This is a genomic window from Pseudomonas sp. C11, assembly GCF_034683865.1.
Classification (GTDB): domain Bacteria; phylum Pseudomonadota; class Gammaproteobacteria; order Pseudomonadales; family Pseudomonadaceae; genus Aquipseudomonas.
Window position 1 is genome coordinate 109,096 of the sequence record NZ_JAWIIP010000013.1, and the last position, 20,875, is coordinate 129,970.

Genomic DNA, 20,875 nt, shown 5'->3' on the forward strand with positions numbered 1-20,875 from the left:
TGGATGGCATTGTGCTGCTTTTGGAGATCAAATCAGCGTATATCCGTTTGACCAGTCCTGGCTCCATCGTGCGCAACACGTTGCGCAAGGTGGCCTGGCAGTTACGGCGTGGGTAATAGAAATTGATGAATGTGGAAGATGAAATGACGCGGCGTTTGATCCTGGTGGACTACGAGAATATCGGTAAAGTCGACCTGTCGCTGCTTGATAACTCTTATCGGGCCATTATCTTTGTGGGGGCCAAGCAGAACACGCCCAAAGCCTCGCGTAAGCCGTCTACTGCGCATCGCTTTTCACGGGTGGACTTCCAAAAAATTGAGGGGGTGGGTAAGAACGCGCTGGATTTTCATATCGCCTTTCAGTTAGGACGCACCTTTGAGACCGCGCCGGAAACGCAATGCATCGTCCTTTCCAAGGATAAAGGCTTCGACCCGCTGCTGGCCTACCTGAACAAGAACGGTTTGGTGTGTCAGCGTATTGCTGCGCTTGAGGAGTTGCTGCTGGAGGAGTTGCCTGAATCAGAAGCGCAAGCGCTGGAAAACGCCTGCAAGCGCTGCGGCAAGGCAAGCTGCGTGGAGCACCTGGGTGGTCAGTGGTGTAGCTACTGCGGCAATTTCTCCAGCCCGCCTGATCCACAACAGATGCCATCGTGCCAAGCGAAGTATCGCGAAAAGAAGAAGGACAGTTACGGCTATGAGCCGCTGATGGGTACGTGTGCCTGGTGTCACCAGCGTACCGACATGAGCGGCGGCATCTACGACGACGGTGAGTGGATGTGCTCGGACTGTATCAGCGGATACGCTAGATAATTTGGATTTCGACCTTCGACTTCACGCAGTAAGGGATTAGCCGTCGATGAAGCTCACTACCAACTGGTTGAAACCACCCTATGCAAGTGGTGGTATTGATCACCTCGGTACTCAGGCGCCTTGCGTAATGATCTATGGGCAGCTACTGCCTGGCATTACCAATGTCACTGATCGGGCGCGCTACTACTCGTTCTATCCCTGGTTGGTCTGGTCATATGATCAGCGTTATGCTAAGGATGATTACAACCACTTCGTCGAGCGGTTTCGGCGTGCTGATTGCCTGTTTACCCTAATTGCCGAGCGGCATGCACAGGGAACCGACCACAGTAACGAGCGACACGGCATTGCTATGGTCGGTCGCACCAAGCTGGTTCCCTCGCTCGCCAATCTGAAGGCCGGCGAGCAACTACGGCTATCACTCTACGCGACGACCGAGGACGCTCCCCAGCGCTACTTCATGAATCGGCTGGGTGGTCTCTCGCAGTACTATGCGGGCACTCTGGCTGACCTACAACTGATGGAGGCTTCCGGTCGATCTTGGAGCCTCTATAGCAGCCAGTATGGGGCACCGCTTGCGCAGAGCGTTGAGTCGTCGGTGCCGAGTGAGCGGTTCTGGCAGGTTGTCGAGAACGACTCGGTGACGCTTGATGATCTAGACGATCTGAGCGCCTTCTGTGCCTGCAATATCTCCGAAAGCTTGGGCGAGCATCGGCAGCTCATTGATATTTTTTTCGATACTAGCAACCGCTATTCAGAGGAAGGCACCCAGCGACGTCAAAGCCTGGGGCTGATACTGCAAATGGTGGAAGCCCTGAAGGGGCGGAGTCCGACCGAGGAGGCGTTCCGAGGCTGCGTCTATAGTGCCGCTCTGCCAAATGGCAAGGCGTGGGAAATTCCTGATGCCTTGCAGCTTACTCGTGCGCATTGGGCCATCTATGTGCGCAATGACCTAATGTCGGTGGCTTTCCAGACGATCCTAGCGATCAGTCTGCAGGAACTGCAACCGCAATCGGCAGCGCAGCGGCGAGTATTTCACAGCGTCGAAGCGTTCGCTGACTGGTTTGGCAGTTCGGCAGCGGTTGCCGGAGTTCTGAGTGATCTGGGAGCAGATAGTTTCGGCGATCTGGTCGCTAGTAGCAGGACGAATGGCCCAGCACTGACTAGCTGGACAAAAGGTGCGCATGAGATCCAGCTGGCGCGGCAGTTAATTGATGGCTGGCATCCGGGCGTGGAAGTTGCCAGGCTGCTTTCAGGTAGTTTGAGCCTGCTGGCAATGCTTGTTGCTCGAGATGATCTTGGACAACAGCCGTATTCAGGGTTGGCGATCACTCTTGAGGGACTCAGGGACTACCCGATCAACCTAGTCAGCTTCCGTAGTCGAAGTGCCGACTGGCAGACGATGCCTCTCAAGCATGTAGTTGTCGATCTGATCGTTTGGTGTCTAGACAGCCATCTTCGAGTGGCGTTGCGTAAGCTCCGGCAGTCCAACCGCTCGACTTTTCATTTGCGGCCATCCGAGAGAGGACTTGAGGTGGTGGGTGATCAGGTTCCACCACCATCCCAGACTACACCTCGTTTCCGTCAGGCGTTGCAGATCTTGCGCGACCTTGGAATGCTTGCGCGTGATGACAACCACATGACCAGACTGACTGATTCTGGTCGGATGCAGATGGAGGCCGCCAGTGTCTGACGGCATTTCCCTTCTTGAAGTGATCAAGCGGGGTGGTTACGAGGCCTCGCTGATCACCACCTTCAATGCGACGTTGTCTTTCTACGAAGAGGTTCTGCTGCGCAAGCTGGTCGCAGCCGGATGCCGTCATAACGTGGTGCTGATGGATCGGGGCCAATGTGCAGCTTCATGGGAAAGCCAGGTGACCCGGCCTCGTTTGGCTGGTCATGCCTACACGCTGTTGCCGATTGGCGTGAGCGGTGCTTTTCATCCGAAGGTCTGTCTGTTGCTTGGGGCAAAGAAGGCATCGATTCTAATCGGCAGTCACAATCTCACGCTGTCAGGGCTCGGTTTCAACCGCGAAATCACCAACTGGATCGAAATTGGTGGTGCCAAGGATGGTGAGGGTACTGCCGTTCTTAAGGCTGTCTGGCTGATGCTCCGTGACTGGATCGAGCTGGAGCGCGGCAAGGCGCCTGAGCCTCTATTGGAGTCAGCGCTGGCAATAGGCCGCTTCATCAGCCCTTTGATTGCCACAGCCGGAGACATGGGGTTGCCTGCTGTGCTGGCGCAAGATCCGAGAGGGCCGGCGCTAATCGATCAACTTGCTGAGCGGATTACAGTCCCGGTCGCGAGAGTTGCGGTACTGGGGGCGTTCTTCGATCGGGAGCTGGCTCTGCTCAAGGAGCTGAAAGCCCGCTGGCCCACCGCAGATATCGTGGTGGGCATTGATCCCGACTCGGTCCATCATCCCGGCAGCTATGACGGCGAAATCGTTCGGTATGTGGATGCGCGAGAGATTGCCGAGCGGGCCGGTTATCTGCATGCCAAGGTGCTCTATTTTGAAACGCATGGCGCTAAGGCTGATGTGTTTGTCAGTGGTAGTGCAAACCCCAGTCGTCCTGCCTGGATGGACGCTGCGAATGGAAATGTTGAGGCCATAGTGCTTCATGCAGGCATTGCCGCCCGACGTGCTGCTGAGGCCACTTCGATGCTAAGCCTTTTCGAGTTGCCTGAGTTGCCGCCGGAGGCGTTCGCCACTATCCAGGAGCGCAGTGAAGCTATCGAGATTGAACAGCCAGCATCGTTGCCACTGCTTTCGGGCTATTCAGATGCGGATCGTGGCCTGATACGTATCCGCTATCGGGGCAAGCAAATGTCGGTGACTGCAGCTGAACTGCTTGGGCCGAACCAGGAGATGCTGGAGACGCTTGCCCCACTGGAACTAAATGAAGACGAGGTTGTGTTCAGGACCAAGGTTGAGGCGACAGACATCCGCTCCTGCCTGTTGGCGCAGGGCGGCAGGCCAATCGCCAGGGCAATGATCCTACATCCCTCAGTCATTGAGTCGAACTTCCGATCTTCCAGGCAGTACCAAATTCGTTTGGCGCTAAGTGAGCTGGGCTCGACTGAGGCCGATATATCGAGGGTCATCGCCAGCGTTGAGCGTGTGATCTTCGCGGAGCAGTCCGATCACGAAATTCAGATGGCGATCCGTGAGTGCCGGAATAAAAAGGATGCGCTTCCAGTTGAGGACGGGCCGACATCGCTGGTAATCAGCGTGAGCGACATGGCTCGGATGAAGCGCAAGCAGCGTGTATTGAAATCCGGTGATCTGGCGTACCTGATCGATGTGCTCATGCGACGCCTCAACGATGGTATCGAGGTGCGGAGTGTCGAGGTGGATCGGGCAGGGCGGAGCGAAGAGGAACAGATTGGCCAGGAGGACGATGGTGGCGAAGAGACAAGCGATACTGTCGAGAAGCCCCAGTTCACCGACGCTGAAATTGCCCAGGCCGTTGCCAGGAAGGCAAGGGCGTTGAGTAGAAAAATGGTTGAGCAACTGAAGCTGGCTAGCCAAGACGAGACAAGGAAAGTCAGTGCGTCGATCCAGCTGATTGCGGTGCTGGCTTTGATTCGTGAGCTGCGCCATCTCGATAAGCAGAAGCGCTGGCGAGCAACCGGGCAGGATCTGGTGGAAGAGTGGGATCGTCGTTATCTGTTTGATGAAAGCATCAGGTATTTGCTCGGTTCGGAGTCGCGTCTGCTCGAAGTGATCGACAATACGATTGACGACGATGCTGATGAGACGATGCAGCTTCGTACCTTACTGGTGTGGCTCGCTTGGGATCTGGGTGATGAGTTGACGGCTAAGGTCAGCTTAATGTGGGATGCCGACGAAAAACGCCAAAGATTGCAGACGAATGCGGTGTTCCTGAGGCTGATGCCGTCGATTGCTGCAGACCAGGATGCCAGTGCAGAGCTGCGCGATAGCATTCGGCGAACTCTCAAGCCAACTCCGAAAGCCTCAGTTCAGGCTGAGCAATGGCTAGGCTTGCATCTGGCTTATGGTTTCTCTTGGTTGCAGAGGCAGGAGGAGGCCTGCGAGTTTGAGCTTGGCGGGTACTGCAATATTCCTGGCTTGGATGATGAGCCTAGGGTCATCGTAGAACTTGATCAGAATTATGTTGGCTTTTGGGATTTTGATGACGTACGGAAGTTTAAGCGTGACAGGGTTGTCGCGCTGATGCCGGCACAGTCAACAAGTTACGCCCCGAATTGAGGGGGGCTTCCGTTGGTTTGCGACGATACAAGTATTGGGCTGAAAGTCCGTCTCCAAAAAGCCTAGATACCGCGCTGACTCGGCTGGCTAGGATGCGACTTCCTAACCACCCCGCAGGAGACAATCATGTCCAAGCAACCCAGCGCTACCAAGCAGCAGCGCCAGCAGCAGAACCACAGATCAGATGCACTGAACAATAATCGTGGCACGTCGGGCACCAGCCCGACTAATGCCCACGTTCATGGCAATCGCGGCAAACAGCTCAACCCTAACCAGCGCTAGGAGTGCGCTCCCCCGGTCGTCACTGGCCGGGGGTATCAAGGATTTCAGATGAGTAGAGATACTTGCTTTGCGGCCCAGGGCGAGCTGGTCAAGCTGGCCTACGAGGCATTCGGAGTGCTTCCCCGCAAGGAAGCCAGCCATGACGACATCGATGAGACGCAGAAGAAGGCTATTCAAAAGCAATTGGCGCGACTAGCCAAAGAAGAAGGTGGGCTGCTGTCGAATTTCGGACAGGTGATTCAAACGCTCAGCAGCATCCTGACTGCGTACTTGCCCAGCATCCAGGTCATGAGTGCCATAGGCGATCCGCTTGATGATCTGCTTGATGTCTACAGCCGGCTGGTTCGCGAAGAGGGTACCTACCTGAGTAAGGCAGAAACTCTACGGTACTTCATCTCGATCAGGGCAATCCCTTTGCTTGTCGTGTCGTTGAATCGGAGCCTGCTCGAACACAGACTTGCAGATCTGGCGCTCGAAACGCCGGAGGATGCATTCTGGTACCTGCCGACAGTCGCTGAAGATGGCTGCCTGGTAATGCCTCTAGAAAAGGTCATGCGCTGGGTATATGTGCGCTGTGATCTCTCGCAGACACAGTTCCACTACCCAGGCAAGAACCCGCGCAGCGACAACAATATGCTTCAGCAGAACCTCGATAACGCCATCAAGTGGACGCGAGGCGCAAGACTTCCGGCTTTACCTGCCCTTTTTAAAAATTTCGAAGAATCCTTCGCCGCGCTGGCGCAAAGCGGGCGAGAGATACCCAAAGATCTTCAGGCTAGCACCCTCGTGGCATTGATGGTTGCCCGGGTTTCGAGCTATCTCGCGAGGGAAATTACTGACGCCTACGATCATCAGTATCTTGTCGAAGTCTGCAACCAATTCCGTGATTACGCCCTGTGGATCACCGATGACGTAAACGAGTTCAAGGCCGAGATGGCTCCGGTGATGCAGCGTCAAAAATCATTAGATTCGGCCCAGTTTGTGTGGCTTAACGCCTGCAGCGATTACTGGGCATTCTTCGATAGCAAATTGGCTGCTGTCACAGACACTGTGCAGTGGCTCAAGGACGCTCGCCCGGGAGTGCCACTTCGAGACGATGTGCTCGCTGCGCTCAAGAGTAAGTACGGCCTTTTTGCCGTGTGCTCTCTTTTAGATCTCATTCAGCGGCAGTCAGCATTTCTTCCGCCTCACGGTTTTGTCGAGCTGCTGTATCAGGGTTTTGAGCTCAAGAGTGACCCGGCAACCCAGTTGGGCCACATTGACGCGTATGCCGATGAGGTAGCTGCTTACGGCCTGGAGGAGCAACTGTGCTGGATGGTGCCCTGGTTGCGTGGGGTCTATCACTATCGTAAAGAGGAGTTCAAGACCGCCATGCCACACTTCCAGGCGGCCTTTGAAAATGCCAAGTACCGGGCAGGAAAAAACCAATACAAGCTGGTGAACCAGTACGTCGAGGTTGCGGCCAAAAATGATGATCGCCGTGGCTTCAAGAAGGGCATTGAATGGGCGCAGTACCTGGACATTAAGATCCGCTGGCTGCGTGATGATGAGCCGACCGAAGAAAAGCTGAACTACGTCTGCTACATGCTGAAAATCTCCCGGTACGACCACCAAATGTAGCGGGGTGGTTACGCTGATTTCTCTCACCTTTGATAGAGTCACTCCCTCTCACCGAAGGAGTGTTTTACATGGGATTTTCTATCGATTGCAGCCGAGGGGCTGAGATCATGCATGCTGGAAAAAAGAGCACGATTAGTGCCGGTCAGATCAAGCAAGTCGTTGGTGATACGAAGCTGGTGTCAGCACCAGCGTTCAAAGGTGACGATGAAGCTCGCCGAGCTACTTTTTCTGCAACTACAGCTCAAGGGGTATTCACCTGGCACGTACTCTTCAGTACCGGCGATGGTGATGCCTACATAGATGAGGTTGTGCTGGTCAGTGCTCCCAAGGGTGCAGTCGTCCAGTCGAACCCGGAGTTTAGAATCCGGGTTATCAAATAGCTGAGTCTATGAAGGCATTGCCAATTAGCTAATGTGCATTGAGCCCTTCATCCGTGCACAAAAAATAAAGTATTAACCCTGCAATTTAATAGGCTAAGTAGCGACCAATCTGTATGTTCATAACTTATTGAAATTAATGAATTTTTGCGAAGGCTAGAGATGTGCTATTTGATTGTCGCGTTAATATGTCCCGCACCCTGTGATGCGGGACATGCGTTTTCATTGATGTCAATCGCATTTAGTGGTGCGACATATTTTTACTAAAGTGGCTTCCATCATTCCTCAGTAGGCAGGCCACATTCAGCCCGCATCTCATTCATCATGTCGAAGCTGATCGGGAAGTTAGGGTTCTCCTCTTGGATCTCGGCGACCATTGCCTTGAAGCAAGCCTCGGTGCCATAGCCTGAGGCATGGTTGGAGCTGCTCTTTGTGTAGAGAGCATGACCTTGCTGGGGGCCTACATCGCTGCGGTAAGCCGTGGTTTTTCCGCTGCTGTCGAAGTCCAGGTACCAACCTGAGTCCATTAGGTACCTTCCGTAGACGCCTTGCCCGACCAGCGTTCCTTGCTTGAAGCCATCCCAGTTGTTGAGGACAGCGCAACCATACTGCCCACAGTTCACTGGGAAGTAGGCATGGACTGTTTTCAGGAAGCGTTCACCGGTTTCATTATCAATAAACGGTAACTGCTTGAACCGGGGAGTGCGTTCGCCAGCTACTCGGCAATCGAAGAAACGATTCTTGTCGAGTACCGTCGGACAGACATAGACGTTTTCTCCTTCTACATAGGGGCCTTGCCCGTCTTGGGCCATAGCAAAGTAGCCAACAGCAACGGTAGTAGAGAGCGCAGCAGCAGCGCCGAGATACAGGGCGGTCTTTCCGGTCATGATCATGATCGAAGTCCTTTCGTATGGTGGGAGTTGCCCAGGTATGGGCGTGAGGTGATTTGCCGTACTGGCGTTACTTCTTCTTTTTCTTGTAGCGGACGACGATCCGGTTGTAGGTCGGATACTTCTCGATCACGTAGTCAGGGCTGAGTGTCAGCAGGTTGTGCATGGCAATGCCGGTGGCCGTGAGCAATCCCAAGGCACCCGTAACACCCCCTGCGAAACTGCCTGCTGCCAGGCCGATTCGACCGGCTGTGTATACGCGGCAGGTCAGTCCAGTGACCTCAATCTTGCTCTCGACCAGGCGAACGGCTTCGAGCAACTTGCCGCTGAGGCCTACGACCTCGAAGGACTCCTTGCGGCTGATGAGTTGAGGAAGTTTGGCGGTGGCCAGGTCGTCGAACGTCAGCTTTGTCATAGCTTCGATACTCTGCAGGTGCGTGGCGACTGAAACAGAAACCACTTTATTGGATGGAAATCTACCTTTAGGGGTGGATAACAACCTTTGAAGACCTTCATGTCAAGAGGATGGCACTCGACCATTCAGGTTGACCTGGAGGTTTCATGCCTACATCTGAACAAACGAACCTGACTCAACTGGTGGGCAAGGCGATTGCCAAGCAGCGAATACGTGCTGGGTTGAGCCAGGAGCAAGTCGCTGAGCACTTGGGGATTGGTAGCGAGGCGGTGTCACGCATCGAGCGTGGTGTGGTGATGCCCAATATCGAGCGACTGATGCAGTTCGCGGAGATTTTTGGCTGCGAGGCAGCGGATCTGCTGACGCAGACAAGCACGCGTTCCGAGGATCAGGCCGTGCGTATCAGTCAGATGCTCAATCAACTGAGTGCTGATGATCGCCAGCTCGTCCTTGAACTGGTCGAGCGGTTGAGCCAGCGGCTCGGCAAGGGCTGAGAGCGCTAGTTTCAGGCCTCGGCGTTTTCATCGAACAGTGCGCCGCAACGCAGGCACAGACAGCCGTACTGTCTGAACTGAAAGTGTTGCACGTCCTTCAGAAAGGACTGGTTTTCAGTCCATTTCTGCTCTGACGCTTTCACGCCATTGGCGAGCAGGGTGAATACGTTTTCCATGCTGGTTGCATCGCTTGGAGAGGCATCTGCAGGCTGAAGTTGGCGTACGGCTCGCAGAAAACCGTGCAACGTGCTGATGAGCAAGACGACTGCCTTGACTGCATCAGCCGACACGACTGCGGACGAATCGCAGATTAAGCAACGTGTGGACATAGGTCGCTCCTGAGACGGTAAGCCGTCCCGTTATCGGGAAGGGGATAGGGGTGAGAACGGCGTAGCGGTGCGTCGCTAAAGATGGCCTAGCTCTGCGAGAGAAGTGATTCCCTCGTGGCCAACGATGAAATGATCCAGCGTTGTGGTGCCTACCATGGCCAGGGCGTTCTTCAGTGTCTGCGTCAGACGCAGATCTGCCTGACTGGGAGAGGGATCACCCGAAGGGTGGTTGTGTACCAGGATCACGGCAGCAGCGTTGTGCGCGAGCACCGTCTTGACCACTTCGCGTGGATACACGCTGGCCGCATCGAGGGTGCCGCGAAACAACTCCTCGAAACTGATCACGCGGTGTTTGCTGTCGAGCAGCAGCACTGCGAAGATTTCGTGCGGCAGATCCTGTAATAGCACCTGCAAATGCTCCCTGACTTTGTATGGATCGGTCAGTGCGCGCCCCTTACTCAGTCGATGGGTGGCCAACTGCTGGGCCATGCGCAGGATGTCGGTTTCGCTGACTGGCGAATCCACCAGATAACTGCCGGCGACCTCACCGGCTCTGAGCTTGTGAAATTTCATGGTGTGTCTCCGGATGGCGAGCCGAGACGGCCCGCCTGTGGTTAGGCAGAAGGTTCGAGCTGTTGGGATTGGGCTTCGAGCTTCTCTGCGAGCGACTGTGTGTGAACGGTGCTGTCGGGCTTTGACGCAGCGGGCTGACCCTCCGGAAAGAACTCTTCAGCAATCGCGCTGTTGTCCTCGCCGTCGTCCTCGAAGATGCCGTTGCCCAGACCGACACGCGCGGTGGCATCCAGCGCGGCTTGATCAAAACCAGCTGCCTGACGCGCCTCATCCAGCTCCCGCGCAGTGAGCAATGCTTGCTCCACGGTCATACCGCTGCGCAGTGTCAGATCGACGTAGAAGATCGGCGTGCCATGGCTCTGCCGGGTGGATTTGCCACGTAAACGCAGCTCTAGTGGCAGGCAGGCCAGGCGATCACCCGAGATAGCCCGGAAGTACTGCAACCGGGCTACCAGCGTGCGGATGCTGTTGAAGCCTGTGGTGCGAAACACGAAGCTACCCAGGGCATCCTCATCGCCAATCACCACGTTCATTCGTCCGTAGGGCTTGCAGGCGTTGCCCTTGGCCAGAGGACAGGCATCGGGTGACGGGCAAGGCAGCGATTGAACGCCGTCCTTGCCGATGCGCTTGCAGGTCTCACCGTTGCCGACACATACCGGTCGACCGTTCTGTCGATCAAACAGGGTGTAATCAGCGCGGAAATTCAGCTCAGGTTCGTTGAACAACAAGCGCACCGGGATGCTGCGCAGCTTGTCGTCTTTGCCCTGGCGCAGCTCATCATTGAGCGGGTGCAGCAACCAGCCGTCCTTGCCCTGCACCTGAGAGGTAATGGTGAATTGGTCGTCTTTCTCCGGCCGGCGCTTGCCGTTCTTCTCGACGACCTTGCCGATGGAGATGCGCCCGAGCACGGGCGGGGTAATTGCCAGACCTTTGAGCATGGTGGCGCTCCTTGAAAGCAAAAAAGGCCAGCCACACAGCGTGAGCTGCATGGACTGGCCAAGGGGAGGGATTGAGTGGAAGAGGGTGATCAGCCGATCAGAAAGCGCCGGCTACCTTCTTTGAGCTTTGGATAGCGGGCCTGCAGGTAAGGCTTTTCCTGGAGCAGGCGCTCGACATCGAGCACGGTGCTGTCCTTGGCTTTGCGCCAGCTCACGTAACCGCTGGAGAACTCGGCACGGGTGGTTTCGCCCATGGCTTGCTGCAGCATCTGCTTCAGTTCGGCCTCGCGCTTCTCCTTCTCGGAGATCGATTGACGCACAGCCTTCAGTTCCAGAAAGGCAGCCGCCAGACCAGCATTGCCGCTGAAATCGACGACCTGGCCGTTGTCCTGCGGATACAGGCAACGCAGCGCCAGCTCGGCCGATGCGCTGCCATCGGCAGGCGGTGGCGTATCCGTTTCGACGTACTGCCAGAAACGGCGCTCCAGCTCGATCAGACGAGCGATCATTTGCTCGCCCCGTTCGATACGATGAATCTCCAGCGTTTGGCCACCGAGCAATACCGCCACATCCGCCGCCTGCTTGCCGGTGACGGCGAGCTGGTGCATCACCTGCAACTGCACATATTCGGGGACGCCTTCTTTCCAGAGGCGTGCCCCGTTTATGCCGGCTGTCTTGCATTCGAGGATCTGCACTTCATCTGTACCAATCACCTCGCGATCAATGTTGGCCAGCATCCAGGGCAACTCCGGATTGGGATGTTGCAGCACGGCGTTGAGGCGACGTACCTTGTGCCTCGTGCGCTTGCTGTAATGCCAGGCCACGATGGGCTCCAGCACGTTGCCCCAGTAGGCCGGGCTTTCCTCATCGTGTGGATCTGTCTTCGGCAGGTTGCTGTCGCGGCCGGTTTTCTCCAGCCATAGTTCCAGCTGGGATTTGTAGGGGTTGAGTCCAACCGCTGCCGCAGCATCCGAACTGCCAATGCCTTGCTTGCGGATCTGCAACCAGTCCTCGCGCGGCAGCTCCTTGGTGCTGACCAGGCGCAGGGCAGGGCGTTTCTTGCTGGTGCTGCCATTCAATGACGTTGCTTTCATGGTGTTCACCTCGCGGACACAAAAAACGCCCGATCAGCGCTGAACTGACGGGGCGTTATGGAGTGGATGAAATGAAAAACGAGAAGATCAGGCAACCATTTGCAGGGCCGCATCCAGCGCGCGTTGCTTCACCTGAGCGCCTTGGCCAAACCAGGCCGAGTCGAGGCGGTACTCGGTGCTGCGAGCACGACGCTCGTGGTCGACGTACTCGGTCACCGCGTTGAGCAGGCCCCACGCGGTACCGCGTGCCGACTCCAGAACCGAGCCGCGCCCGCGCCCTTCGTACAGCTCCTGCACGCGGCGCAGGGCGCGCTCGTTGGGCAACTGTTCGGGCAGTTGTCCGGTGGGGCTGACCTCGCACAGCACGTTCATGAAATAGCCCAATGCCTCATGCCATTGCACCTTGCGCTCAGCCAGTGCGCGCATGCGGTACATGAAGTCGTCCCATTGCGAAACGGCGATGCCGAGCTGCTTCTTCACCACCTTGGGATCGAAGCGGGTGTTGTGCGGCACCTTGATCGCACGGCTGGTGCCGTCCAGGGCCACCGTCAGGGTGTTGTTGCACACCACGCGCACCGTGGTCGGTGTCGCCGTGGTGGCCAGGGTGCCGTCACAGGAAGTCGCCAGCAGCAGGTAGCCGTTGACCTGATCGTGACCCTTGATTGACGTGCCTTGTCCGGTACGCGCCAACGCCCAGAACTTGCGACCGCCCTTGAGCACACCTGCCGTCTCCAGCTCATAGCCGGAGACCTCGGTCAGATCGCGATAGAACTCCAGCACCTCGCGCGGTTGCACGGTGTGGTATCGGTTGGAGACGACCGATAACGGAGCCTTGGTATCGGAGCGGTAGAGCACCTTCTGTTCAGGAAAGGAATGGATCGCGCCCAGATGACCGACAGCATCCGATTTGAAATACACCGGCGACTCCTGGATTTGCCAGTCCATACCGGCTTCACGCTGCCAGACCTCGATAGGTTGCTTGCGAGGCAGGTTGCTGCCCAGGCCATGCCAGGGAGTCGCGCCGACGTAAGCCATTTGTTCGACTTGATGAGCCATGATGAATTTCCTTTGAGTAATAGCCGGCATAAAGCGCTGCGCAGGAGCGCAGCACCGGCAATAAGAGATGGGTGAGAGAAGAGGGCGGCCGGATCAGACCGGCTGATTGAAGCGGTGACCGCAGCTCAGGCAGATGTTGTGGGCCAGCACATGACGGTCGAGTTTTTCACCAAGTTGAGCCCCCATCGCACCGCCGCCAGCGGCGCCAACTAGGCCGCTGAGAATGGCTGATGACAGGGCGTTGAGGTTGACGTTGGGAGGCTTGGCGAGATCGCTACTGGTAACAGCTGGGCCAGTGAGCAGGATGGTGCCGGCACCTCGAAGCGCACCACCCAGCATGCCGATGAAGGCGGCAATCCGCATGGCGGTGAGGTGCGTAGAGACCTGAGGAGAGCCGCAGCTCGGGCAGTGCAATGACATGGTGAATACTCCATCGTGGGGATGTCATTGCTGTGATGTGTGACTGAGATTTTTTCGAATCGAATGGCTGCGAGCGATAGATGGCGACTCAAATGAGCGTCGTGGCAGGATTTACGCGCTAGCTGAATACGGTGGCCACAATGTGCTACATAGTGCGGTTATATCTCTCAAACTACGATCAGCAGGGAAATGAGCCGGTACCAACCACCGTTGACGTTGACACCACGCATGCTGGCGCTGACTGCCGAGATTGGCGAGCGTGTCGGACATTTGTCCGCTCTGCATGAAGGGGCGCTGACGCCGCAACTGCGTCGGGGTAACCGCATCCGTACTATCCAGGCGTCACTTGCTATTGAGAACAACACGCTAAGCATCGAGCAGGTCACTGCTGTGTTGGATGGCAAGCGCGTGCTTGGTTTGCCGCGTGAAATTCAGGAAGTGCGCAATGCCTTTTCAGCCTACGAGGCGATGCCTGAGTGGCAACCGAGTTTGCGTGATGATTTGTTGGCAGCCCACGCGCTGCTGATGCATGGGCTGATCGATGATGCCGGTAGCTATCGGCGTGGTGGTGTAGGTATCTATCGAGGGGGGCGTTTGCTGCATATGGCGCCCCCAGCCAACCGGGTTCCGCAGTTGATGGATGATTTGCTGGCATGGCTGAGCCGTTGCGAGCTGCATCCACTGATCGCCAGTTGCGTGTTCCACTACGAGTTCGAGTTCATCCACCCCTTCGCAGATGGTAATGGACGAATGGGGCGCTTATGGCAAACGTTGATACTCAGCCAATGGCGAGCGGTTCTTGCGTATTTGCCAGTCGAGAGTGTGATTCGCGAACAACAGGATGCTTATTACGACGCGTTGGCTATTTCTGACAAGGCAGCAGAGGCGACACCTTTTGTCGAATTCATGCTGGCTGCCCTGCGCCAGGCATTGCTTGACGGTGTTGCAGGCGATCAAGTAATCGATCAAGTAAGCGATCAAGTAGCACGTCTGTTGCAAGCGCTACCGTCAGGTGAGGCGCTCAAAGCCAGCGAATTGATGCAGCGCTTAGGGCTGGCGCATCGTCCGACCTTTAGCAACAACTACCTCAAGCCTGCCCTGGCTGCCGGCTTGATCGATATGACCGATCCCGCGTCGCCGCGTAGTCCCGCGCAGAGGTATCGGAGAGTTGGGCTTTTCAGGTAGTGCAGCTTCCTAGCTTGCAGTGCAAGGATTGCTACCAGGCGCAGTTCGCAGGGTATGCGCGCCACCTAGCATCCGGCGTTACGCTTGATGAGTGCCTGCATGACTTTCTCGATCGCCCCATTAGAGGCAGGCTGGAGGTTAGGGGGTCGATAGCCCTGAGAAGAAGCTTTAGGGGGGATGTCATTGCGCGCATATATTCAGTGAGCATGATGGTGCCGGCACCACGCAGTGCCCCGCCAACCATGCCGATAAAGGCGGCAACCCGCATGGCTGTTAGGTGCGTGGAGATCTGAGGGGAGCCGCAGCTCGGGCAGTGCAATGACATGGTTGAAGAGTCCGTATGGGGATGTCATTGCGGTAATGTGGAGCTAAAAATTTTTTGAATCAGAATTGGCTCAATCTAGAGAAAGCTCAAAACAGTTTCCTATATAGTTGCCCTCTGAGTGTCAAGGCTCACTCGAGAGTAGGAGCGGGAGAGGTGGACTCTCTCTCGTGACGGAGGCGTTAGGTGATTATTCCGGATTTGGTTATGCCGCTACAGATTTAACTGATTCGCTGATTAGTTCATGGAGTTAGTTGGGCTTATTAGTAATAGGATTTGATTTTTTGTATGTGATGGTGGATGAAATTTCAATTTAGTATGCGTAGGCAACTAGATTATATGTTTTCGAGGGGGGGAAGATGGCTAAGGTGCCTTTTAAGGTTTCGGCCCGGGCGGCTAGATTAATTGGTCGAGAAAACGTGGCTACGTCGCAAGGGGCAGTTACTGAACTTGTCAAGAATGCATATGACGCCGATGCTAGCGCTTGTGCAATTCTTTTTATTCCACGGTGGGAACGTGCCCCTGAAGTTATTTCGGGTAAGCAGTTCACTGAGCTCGAAATATTTTTGCCCAACGCAAAGGATTATTATCTCCTTGTAGATGAAGAAAAGACAGAAAGAGTTCTTTGTCCCGATATATCGGAATTGAGTCTTGCCAAGCTTAATGCTGCATTTCAAAATGTTTTAGATTTGTGGATTATAGATAACGGACATGGCATGTCTATTAAGGTGATCGAAGATCACTGGATGGTTATTGGTACTGATGCTAAAGAGGTTCAAGATACTTCTGTTGGTGGGCGTGTTGTTACAGGTGCTAAAGGTATTGGACGGTTTGCACTTGACAGGCTTGGTCATGAGTGTGAGCTTTTTTCTGCAGAGTTGCAGGGGGGTAAAGTTGCTCATTGGTTAGTGGATTGGGATAATTTTGAGGGGGATGGAAAGGTTTTAGATGATGTGCAGGCCATACTTGATGATCAGCCAGGAACTCTTGCTGATGTATATGGAATGGCAAATGCCAGGGGCTATCTTCCAAAAATTGGGCCTGCTGAAGATGGTGAAGAAGGATTGCCGTTGCACTTTGATCACGGCACAGCTATCAAGATAGCTCATCTCCATGATGTTTGGGATCAAAGAGATAGTTCTAAGTTAAAGCAAACGCTTGAGGCTTTACTCCCTCCTAAGGAAAGAGGGGATTTTAATATTTATATCTATGATCATAGAACAATATTTGGTAATGGATGGATTGATAATCTCCCGCCGGACCAATTTGATTATCGATTAAAGGCGCAAGTTAAAGCTAAGGGGGAAGTTGATATAACCGTTGAGCGGAAGGAAATCGACCCTCACAGAATAAGGTCTTCAGTGTTTGATATTAAGGCTATGCAGAAGCCTGGTTTTTTGCAGGAAGACTTTAAGCGTGGAAGTTACAGCTATTCAACTAGCCTGCATAGTCTTCTAAAACTTTCATCGGATGAAGAGGGGCGAGATGTTCTAGCTATAGGGCCATTTGATTTTTCTTTGTATTTTTTCAAGTTATCAAATCCTACCGAAGATAATCTAGAGCGCTATCCGCAAAAAAACTTTGATGTGACCAAGAGGCGTAGATGGCTACAGAACTCAGGTGGGGTGCGAATCTATAGAGATGGATTTCGAGTCCGCCCTTATGGGGAGCCTAACACTCAAGGTTCAGATTGGCTTCTATTAGGGCAGCGTGTAGCTGCTAACCCTGCGGCAGCAAAGCGAATTGGCTGGCGTGTCCCTCCTCAACAACTTGCTGGGACTATTAATATTACGAAGTCTGACAATCCGTTGTTGGCGGATCAGTCAAACCGTGAAGGCATAATGAATGAGCGAGCATTTTCAGTTTTTCGGAGAATTATATTAGCTCTGATTGGAGAGTTTGAGCGAGATAGGAGCTTTATTTATAATAACTTTGATCAGGCTTACGAAAACGATCACGCGGAAGAGGTTGAGGTTGAAGAGGGGCGGCAGCTAGCTGAAAATATTTTAGCGGGAGTGTCACAGACTAGCCCGCTATCTGGTCAATTGGGTTTAGAGATGCCTAGTCCAGAAGCATCGACTAAATCTGATGAAGATCTTTTATCAGATAATATTAAGATTGCAAAAGCGTATAAGTCTGAAGAGCGAAAGAATGAGGCACTAAAAGATGAGATTCAAGTCATGCGAGGCTTGGCAACTCTTGGAACGGTTTTAGTTTCTTTTACTCATGAATTAAAACAAATAAAAGCTAATATGGAGTCCCGCTACACGCGAATGGACAACGCCTTGAAGCGTGTTGTCGATGAGGACAAAATTAGGTCGCTGCCCGAGCAAGTTAATCCATTCAATATAGTGGGGCGCTGGGGGCGGGAAGATGAAAAGGTAAGTCGTTGGGTGGATTTTGCTTTGTCGGCTGTTTCTCCAACGAAGCGGCGGCGTAGGGTTATAAATGCTGCTGAATATTTTATGGGCTTGTCTGAGTATTGGAAGGATTTTCTCAAGTCTAGAGATGTTTCACTTGATGTTTCGTGCGATGACAAAAGTCCTACCTTGATTTTGGCGCATGAGATCGATCTTGATAGTATTTTTTATAATTTACTTGTGAATTCCGTTGAGGCTTTTATTCGGCCTTCACATGAAAGCTCTCGTGATATATCTATAGATATTTGCAAGCTCGATGGGCAGGTTGAGATAGTATATAAAGATACCGGGCCAGGAATATCTGATGGCTTTGGTAGTGCTGAGGATATATTTATGTTTGGGACATCTTCGAAAGCTACCGAGGACTCAGCTGGGGTAACTGGTACGGGAATAGGAATGTGGTTGGTTAAAGGGATTGTAGATGACTATGGCGGATCTGTGGCTCTTTTGTCTGGTCTTGGGGATGTGAATTTTTCACTTGTTATTAAGCTTCCGCTTCACAATAAGCTATAAGGCGTTTAGTTATGGATGACGAACTGGAGATTTCTGCTGTACGTCCTAATATTGCTTATGTTGATGAGTTAAGGGACGAGCGAGACAATTTTTTTACTGATGCATTTGACTCGGGTCTCTTTGAGCAAATTTATTTGCTGGAGCCAGAGAAAGATATTGGCGCTATGGTTTGCAAATTGCTTGAGCTTGATATTGATGCTCTTGTATCCGACTTTAATCTGTCGGAAGCAAGTTCGTTAAGTTATGACGGAGAGCAGCTTGTTCTGGCTTTTCTTGCTGTAAAGAGCGAGTTTCCATGTTTTATCCGAACGTCCTACGATGATCAGGCAGTCAATTCATCGGATGATGTTAATCGTGTGTACTCAAAGAATATTAATCATGATGAGGGAGCCGGTCGCTATCTGTTTAAGCGTGTTGTCCAGCAAGTTCGGCGTTATCGGAAGCGGATAGATGAGTGGAAAGTTGAATTGCAAGGTCTTATGGAGCGTGATCCGGCTCGCTTGACTGCATCTGATGTTGAGAGAGTTTTAGAGCTGGACGCAAAAATTGAGTCTTGCCTTGGTAGGGATGTTGCAATACCAGTTCAGGTGAAGAGGCGGCTATTGCAGAATGAAAGTGGATTGATTGAGGAGACGGAGCGTTTAATTGCAGATATTAAGCGTGTTCTTGATGGGGAAAAAACATGATGTTGCGACTGAAGAAACCAGCTCGGCGTACGATTGAGGCTCGCTCGCCTTACACTAAGTATCGCGATGAGCTTAGGGTGGATTTCAATCAGGCATGTGGTTATTGTGATGATGACGATTATCGCTCTGATAAGGTTTGCTTTCATATCGATCATTTTGCTCCCAAGAAGCATTTTCCACATTTGGAAGATACGTACACTAATCTAGTGTACGCCTGCCGCTTTTGTAATGTGCGCAAGTCCGATCACTGGATAGGCAAAGATCCATTGATTCATCATGATGGAAAAAAAGGTTTTGTTGATCCATGCAGTGATGAGTATGAGGATCATCTTGGGCGCAACTCTTCCGGCCGCATTTTTGCGAAAACAGATCTTGGTCGCTATATAGCCTCTCGTCTTAATCTAGGTCTTCTGCGCCATGAGCTACTTTGGAATTCTCGGCAGCTGCGTTTGTTGCGCATACAAATTAGATATCTTCTTGCGCAGTATTGTGAGGCGGGCCTGCCTAAAGACAGTGTTTATATCGAACTTTTGGAGAGATTTCTGGAGTTGACTGAGAAAATAGAGAAGTATGAGCTTGGTGCAAATAATGGGTGAAAGGTCAAGTGTTCGTTATACTGGGGCTGTGTATACGCCGAGAGATATTGCTGCGGCTCTCGTTTCCACCATCAAGTCCATTGTATCAGATCGCTTTCTTAGGGTACTTGAGCCGAGCGTAGGTGATGGCGCATTTCTCGATCAAATAGCGGAGTCGCTGGAAGCAATTAATGTGACAGCGCTTGATATTGATAGTGTTGTCATGGCTGAGCTTAATGAGCGATTTAGTTTTTCGGCTGCTCCGGTGGAGTTTGTCGTTGGGGATTTTATTGAATATGCTTTGAACTGTATTTCTGCAGAGGATAAGGTATTTGATTTAATAATTGGTAATCCGCCGTTTATTAGGGGGCGGAATTTTTCAGATGATTTTAAAGGAAGTCTGGCGCGCTTTTCTGAGGTCTCCAGCTATCCTCTTAAAGACTTAAAGAATAGCTGGGTTGCTTTTCTCATCGCTTCAGAAAAGATTTTATCTGAAAATGGTGTGGTGGCATTTGTTTTGCCATATGAAATTATGACGGTGGAGTATGGGAAGAAGGCTCTCCGTTTTTTGTGCGACTTTTATGAGCGTATAGATATTTTCGTTTCCAAGGAAAAGGCATTTCCGTCTATTGATCAGGATGCCGTCATATTTTTAGGGCAAAGGAAGTGTAGAGGGAGCGCAGGGGTTTATATAAATTCTGTTGAGAGCTTATCTAATCTGGCTGCTTCAAAGTCACATAAATTGGATTTTGGGGAGGCCAGTTTAGGGCTTGAGCTTAGTTCTTTTCTTATGTCTAAAGCTACTGTAGAGCTTTTGGGGGGCTTGCGGAAGCGCTGCTCAACTGTCCAAGACTATGCTGGTAGCGCCCCGGGAATTGTCTCAGGTGCAAATGATTTTTTTATTCTAAGAGAGTCTGAGGTTAAAGCTTTTGGCTTAGAGAAGAATGTGGTTCCAATTCTTAAGAAGGGAAGTTTTGCAAGTCACAGCCCTGTGTTTACTCAACGGGATTTTGATGAAATTAGAGTTGGGGAGCCGTGCTATTTATTAAGTATTAAAGGAGGGGTGAGGCGAGGCTCAAAACTTCAGAGGTATATAAGCCTGGGTGAGGGTAAAGGCGTTCATTTGGGGTATAAGTGCAGTAATCGTAAAAATTGGTATGAGGTTCCTATGGTTCCTCGGGAGGCAGGCTTTGTCTTTAAGCGTTCGCATATGCTTCCAAAGGTTTGTTTGAATGAAGCTGATGTATTTCTTACGGATACTGCTTATGGTATTCGTATGAAGCATGGCTTTACTATGCGTGGGCTTTGTTATTCTTTTTATAACTCGCTTACTGCACTGTTTGCGGAAATTGATGGGCGTTTCTATGGGGGAGGTGTTTTGGAGCTTTCTCCTAAGGAGTTTCGTGGTTTGCCGTTGATTTATCATGAGCCGACTCAGCGTGAGTTCGATGAGTTTCTAGAGGTTCATGAGCGTGCTGCTGGAAATGTTTCGTTAGTTCTTGGGTATGGTGATCGGTGGCTTAGTCGACTACTGGGGCTTAATCAGGAGCAAATTACTATGATTCAGCAAGCTTTGGAGGATGTACGAGGTCATCGGATGAGGCATGGGGGGCGTTAATTTATAAGGACACAGGGCAATATTTCT

The 20,875-nt window shown here is 52.7% G+C and carries 20 protein-coding genes; 12 read left to right on the forward strand and 8 right to left on the reverse strand.

The genetic code is table 11. The features are described 5' to 3' along the window. Nucleotides 1–125 precede the first annotated feature (125 nt). The 6 genes from VC352_RS20000 (at nt 126) to VC352_RS20025 (ending at nt 7,323) form a co-directional block, all read left to right on the forward strand. On the forward strand, nt 126–809 hold the full coding sequence (locus tag VC352_RS20000; protein ID WP_322981255.1) for a PIN domain-containing protein: 684 nt from the start codon (nt 126–128) through the stop codon (nt 807–809). A 46-nt stretch (nt 810–855) separates the two neighbouring features. Continuing rightward, complete coding sequence (locus VC352_RS20005; RefSeq protein ID WP_322981256.1) at nt 856–2,499, forward strand: hypothetical protein; 1,644 nt, start codon at nt 856–858, stop codon at nt 2,497–2,499. Then, nucleotides 2,492–5,041, forward strand: a complete 2,550-nt coding sequence (locus tag VC352_RS20010) for a hypothetical protein (RefSeq protein ID WP_322981257.1) — start codon at nt 2,492–2,494, stop codon at nt 5,039–5,041. The genes VC352_RS20005 and VC352_RS20010 overlap by 8 nt, the downstream gene beginning before the upstream one ends. Before the next feature lie 126 nt (nt 5,042–5,167). Continuing rightward, a complete protein-coding gene (locus VC352_RS20015) occupies nt 5,168–5,323 on the forward strand; it encodes a hypothetical protein (RefSeq protein WP_322981258.1) in 156 nt (51 codons plus the stop codon). Nucleotides 5,324–5,371: 48 nt separating this feature from the next. Further along, nucleotides 5,372–6,943, forward strand: coding sequence for a hypothetical protein (locus VC352_RS20020; RefSeq protein ID WP_322981259.1), 1,572 nt, complete (start codon nt 5,372–5,374; stop codon nt 6,941–6,943). Between the two features lie 68 nt (nt 6,944–7,011). Further along, entirely contained in the window at nt 7,012–7,323 is a 312-nt protein-coding gene (locus tag VC352_RS20025) for a hypothetical protein (RefSeq protein WP_322981260.1), read from the forward strand. Nucleotides 7,324–7,598: 275 nt separating this feature from the next. Here VC352_RS20025 and VC352_RS20030 read toward each other — a convergent pair whose 3' ends face one another. Together VC352_RS20030 and VC352_RS20035 are read right to left on the reverse strand one after the other, a co-directional pair. Further along, nucleotides 7,599–8,213, reverse strand: coding sequence for a hypothetical protein (locus VC352_RS20030; protein ID WP_322981261.1), 615 nt, complete (start codon nt 8,211–8,213; stop codon nt 7,599–7,601). Nucleotides 8,214–8,280: 67 nt separating this feature from the next. Next, nucleotides 8,281–8,625 carry a hypothetical protein gene (locus tag VC352_RS20035; protein WP_322981262.1) on the reverse strand — a complete coding sequence of 115 codons (345 nt, stop codon included), beginning with the start codon at nt 8,623–8,625 and terminating at the stop codon, nt 8,281–8,283. 146 nt (nt 8,626–8,771) lie between these two features. On the opposite strand from VC352_RS20035, the gene VC352_RS20040 reads away from it, so the two are divergent. Then, the gene (locus VC352_RS20040; protein WP_322981263.1) at nt 8,772–9,119 is read left to right on the forward strand and encodes a helix-turn-helix transcriptional regulator; all 348 of its coding nucleotides are present in this window, start codon (nt 8,772–8,774) and stop codon (nt 9,117–9,119) included. Nucleotides 9,120–9,130: 11 nt separating this feature from the next. Here VC352_RS20040 and VC352_RS20045 read toward each other — a convergent pair whose 3' ends face one another. The 6 genes from VC352_RS20045 to VC352_RS20070 all read right to left on the reverse strand — a co-directional run bounded on the left by VC352_RS20045 (nt 9,131) and on the right by VC352_RS20070 (nt 13,529). After that, complete coding sequence (locus VC352_RS20045; protein ID WP_322981264.1) at nt 9,131–9,448, reverse strand: hypothetical protein; 318 nt, start codon at nt 9,446–9,448, stop codon at nt 9,131–9,133. A 75-nt stretch (nt 9,449–9,523) separates the two neighbouring features. Then, complete coding sequence (gene radC, locus VC352_RS20050; protein WP_322981265.1) at nt 9,524–10,021, reverse strand: RadC family protein; 498 nt, start codon at nt 10,019–10,021, stop codon at nt 9,524–9,526. A 41-nt stretch (nt 10,022–10,062) separates the two neighbouring features. Continuing rightward, nucleotides 10,063–10,959, reverse strand: a complete 897-nt coding sequence (locus tag VC352_RS20055; protein WP_322981266.1) for a hypothetical protein — start codon at nt 10,957–10,959, stop codon at nt 10,063–10,065. A gap of 89 nt (nt 10,960–11,048) precedes the next feature. Next, nucleotides 11,049–12,053, reverse strand: a complete 1,005-nt coding sequence (locus VC352_RS20060) for a lambda-exonuclease family protein (protein WP_322981267.1) — start codon at nt 12,051–12,053, stop codon at nt 11,049–11,051. A gap of 87 nt (nt 12,054–12,140) precedes the next feature. Then, nucleotides 12,141–13,109, reverse strand: a complete 969-nt coding sequence (locus tag VC352_RS20065; protein ID WP_322981268.1) for a DUF932 domain-containing protein — start codon at nt 13,107–13,109, stop codon at nt 12,141–12,143. Between the two features lie 93 nt (nt 13,110–13,202). Continuing rightward, nucleotides 13,203–13,529, reverse strand: coding sequence for a hypothetical protein (locus tag VC352_RS20070; protein ID WP_322981269.1), 327 nt, complete (start codon nt 13,527–13,529; stop codon nt 13,203–13,205). 189 nt (nt 13,530–13,718) lie between these two features. On the opposite strand from VC352_RS20070, the gene VC352_RS20075 reads away from it, so the two are divergent. The 5 genes from VC352_RS20075 (at nt 13,719) to VC352_RS20095 (ending at nt 20,848) form a co-directional block, all read left to right on the forward strand. Then, nucleotides 13,719–14,714 carry a Fic family protein gene (locus VC352_RS20075; protein ID WP_322981270.1) on the forward strand — a complete coding sequence of 332 codons (996 nt, stop codon included), beginning with the start codon at nt 13,719–13,721 and terminating at the stop codon, nt 14,712–14,714. Nucleotides 14,715–15,395: 681 nt separating this feature from the next. After that, nucleotides 15,396–17,969 carry an ATP-binding protein gene (locus tag VC352_RS20080; RefSeq protein WP_322981271.1) on the forward strand — a complete coding sequence of 858 codons (2,574 nt, stop codon included), beginning with the start codon at nt 15,396–15,398 and terminating at the stop codon, nt 17,967–17,969. Between the two features lie 11 nt (nt 17,970–17,980). Next, a complete protein-coding gene (locus VC352_RS20085) occupies nt 17,981–18,655 on the forward strand; it encodes a hypothetical protein (protein WP_322981272.1) in 675 nt (224 codons plus the stop codon). Further along, on the forward strand, nt 18,652–19,251 hold the full coding sequence (locus tag VC352_RS20090; RefSeq protein WP_322981273.1) for an HNH endonuclease: 600 nt from the start codon (nt 18,652–18,654) through the stop codon (nt 19,249–19,251). The genes VC352_RS20085 and VC352_RS20090 overlap by 4 nt, the downstream gene beginning before the upstream one ends. Beyond that, nucleotides 19,226–20,848 (forward strand): Eco57I restriction-modification methylase domain-containing protein, encoded by a 1,623-nt coding sequence (locus tag VC352_RS20095; protein ID WP_322981274.1) that lies wholly within the window; start codon nt 19,226–19,228, stop codon nt 20,846–20,848. Before VC352_RS20090 ends, VC352_RS20095 begins: the two co-directional genes overlap by 26 nt. Nucleotides 20,849–20,875 lie beyond the last annotated feature (27 nt).

What these genes read in the sequence shown, in the direction of transcription:
- VC352_RS20075 (WP_322981270.1), top strand. Translation starts at nt 13,719, where the DNA reads ATGAGCCGGTACCAACCACCGTTGACGTTGACACCACGCATGCTGGCG.
- VC352_RS20015 (WP_322981258.1), top strand. Translation starts at nt 5,168, where the DNA reads ATGTCCAAGCAACCCAGCGCTACCAAGCAGCAGCGCCAGCAGCAGAAC.
- radC (WP_322981265.1), bottom strand. Translation starts at nt 10,021, where the DNA reads ATGAAATTTCACAAGCTCAGAGCCGGTGAGGTCGCCGGCAGTTATCTG.
- VC352_RS20020 (WP_322981259.1), top strand. Translation starts at nt 5,372, where the DNA reads ATGAGTAGAGATACTTGCTTTGCGGCCCAGGGCGAGCTGGTCAAGCTG.
- VC352_RS20005 (WP_322981256.1), top strand. Translation starts at nt 856, where the DNA reads ATGAAGCTCACTACCAACTGGTTGAAACCACCCTATGCAAGTGGTGGT.
- VC352_RS20030 (WP_322981261.1), bottom strand. Translation starts at nt 8,213, where the DNA reads ATGATCATGACCGGAAAGACCGCCCTGTATCTCGGCGCTGCTGCTGCG.
- VC352_RS20085 (WP_322981272.1), top strand. Translation starts at nt 17,981, where the DNA reads ATGGATGACGAACTGGAGATTTCTGCTGTACGTCCTAATATTGCTTAT.
- VC352_RS20065 (WP_322981268.1), bottom strand. Translation starts at nt 13,109, where the DNA reads ATGGCTCATCAAGTCGAACAAATGGCTTACGTCGGCGCGACTCCCTGG.
- VC352_RS20095 (WP_322981274.1), top strand. Translation starts at nt 19,226, where the DNA reads ATGAGCTTGGTGCAAATAATGGGTGAAAGGTCAAGTGTTCGTTATACT.
- VC352_RS20060 (WP_322981267.1), bottom strand. Translation starts at nt 12,053, where the DNA reads ATGAAAGCAACGTCATTGAATGGCAGCACCAGCAAGAAACGCCCTGCC.
- VC352_RS20070 (WP_322981269.1), bottom strand. Translation starts at nt 13,529, where the DNA reads ATGTCATTGCACTGCCCGAGCTGCGGCTCTCCTCAGGTCTCTACGCAC.
- VC352_RS20000 (WP_322981255.1), top strand. Translation starts at nt 126, where the DNA reads ATGAATGTGGAAGATGAAATGACGCGGCGTTTGATCCTGGTGGACTAC.
- VC352_RS20055 (WP_322981266.1), bottom strand. Translation starts at nt 10,959, where the DNA reads ATGCTCAAAGGTCTGGCAATTACCCCGCCCGTGCTCGGGCGCATCTCC.
- VC352_RS20090 (WP_322981273.1), top strand. Translation starts at nt 18,652, where the DNA reads ATGATGTTGCGACTGAAGAAACCAGCTCGGCGTACGATTGAGGCTCGC.
- VC352_RS20025 (WP_322981260.1), top strand. Translation starts at nt 7,012, where the DNA reads ATGGGATTTTCTATCGATTGCAGCCGAGGGGCTGAGATCATGCATGCT.
- VC352_RS20080 (WP_322981271.1), top strand. Translation starts at nt 15,396, where the DNA reads ATGGCTAAGGTGCCTTTTAAGGTTTCGGCCCGGGCGGCTAGATTAATT.
- VC352_RS20045 (WP_322981264.1), bottom strand. Translation starts at nt 9,448, where the DNA reads ATGTCCACACGTTGCTTAATCTGCGATTCGTCCGCAGTCGTGTCGGCT.
- VC352_RS20040 (WP_322981263.1), top strand. Translation starts at nt 8,772, where the DNA reads ATGCCTACATCTGAACAAACGAACCTGACTCAACTGGTGGGCAAGGCG.
- VC352_RS20035 (WP_322981262.1), bottom strand. Translation starts at nt 8,625, where the DNA reads ATGACAAAGCTGACGTTCGACGACCTGGCCACCGCCAAACTTCCTCAA.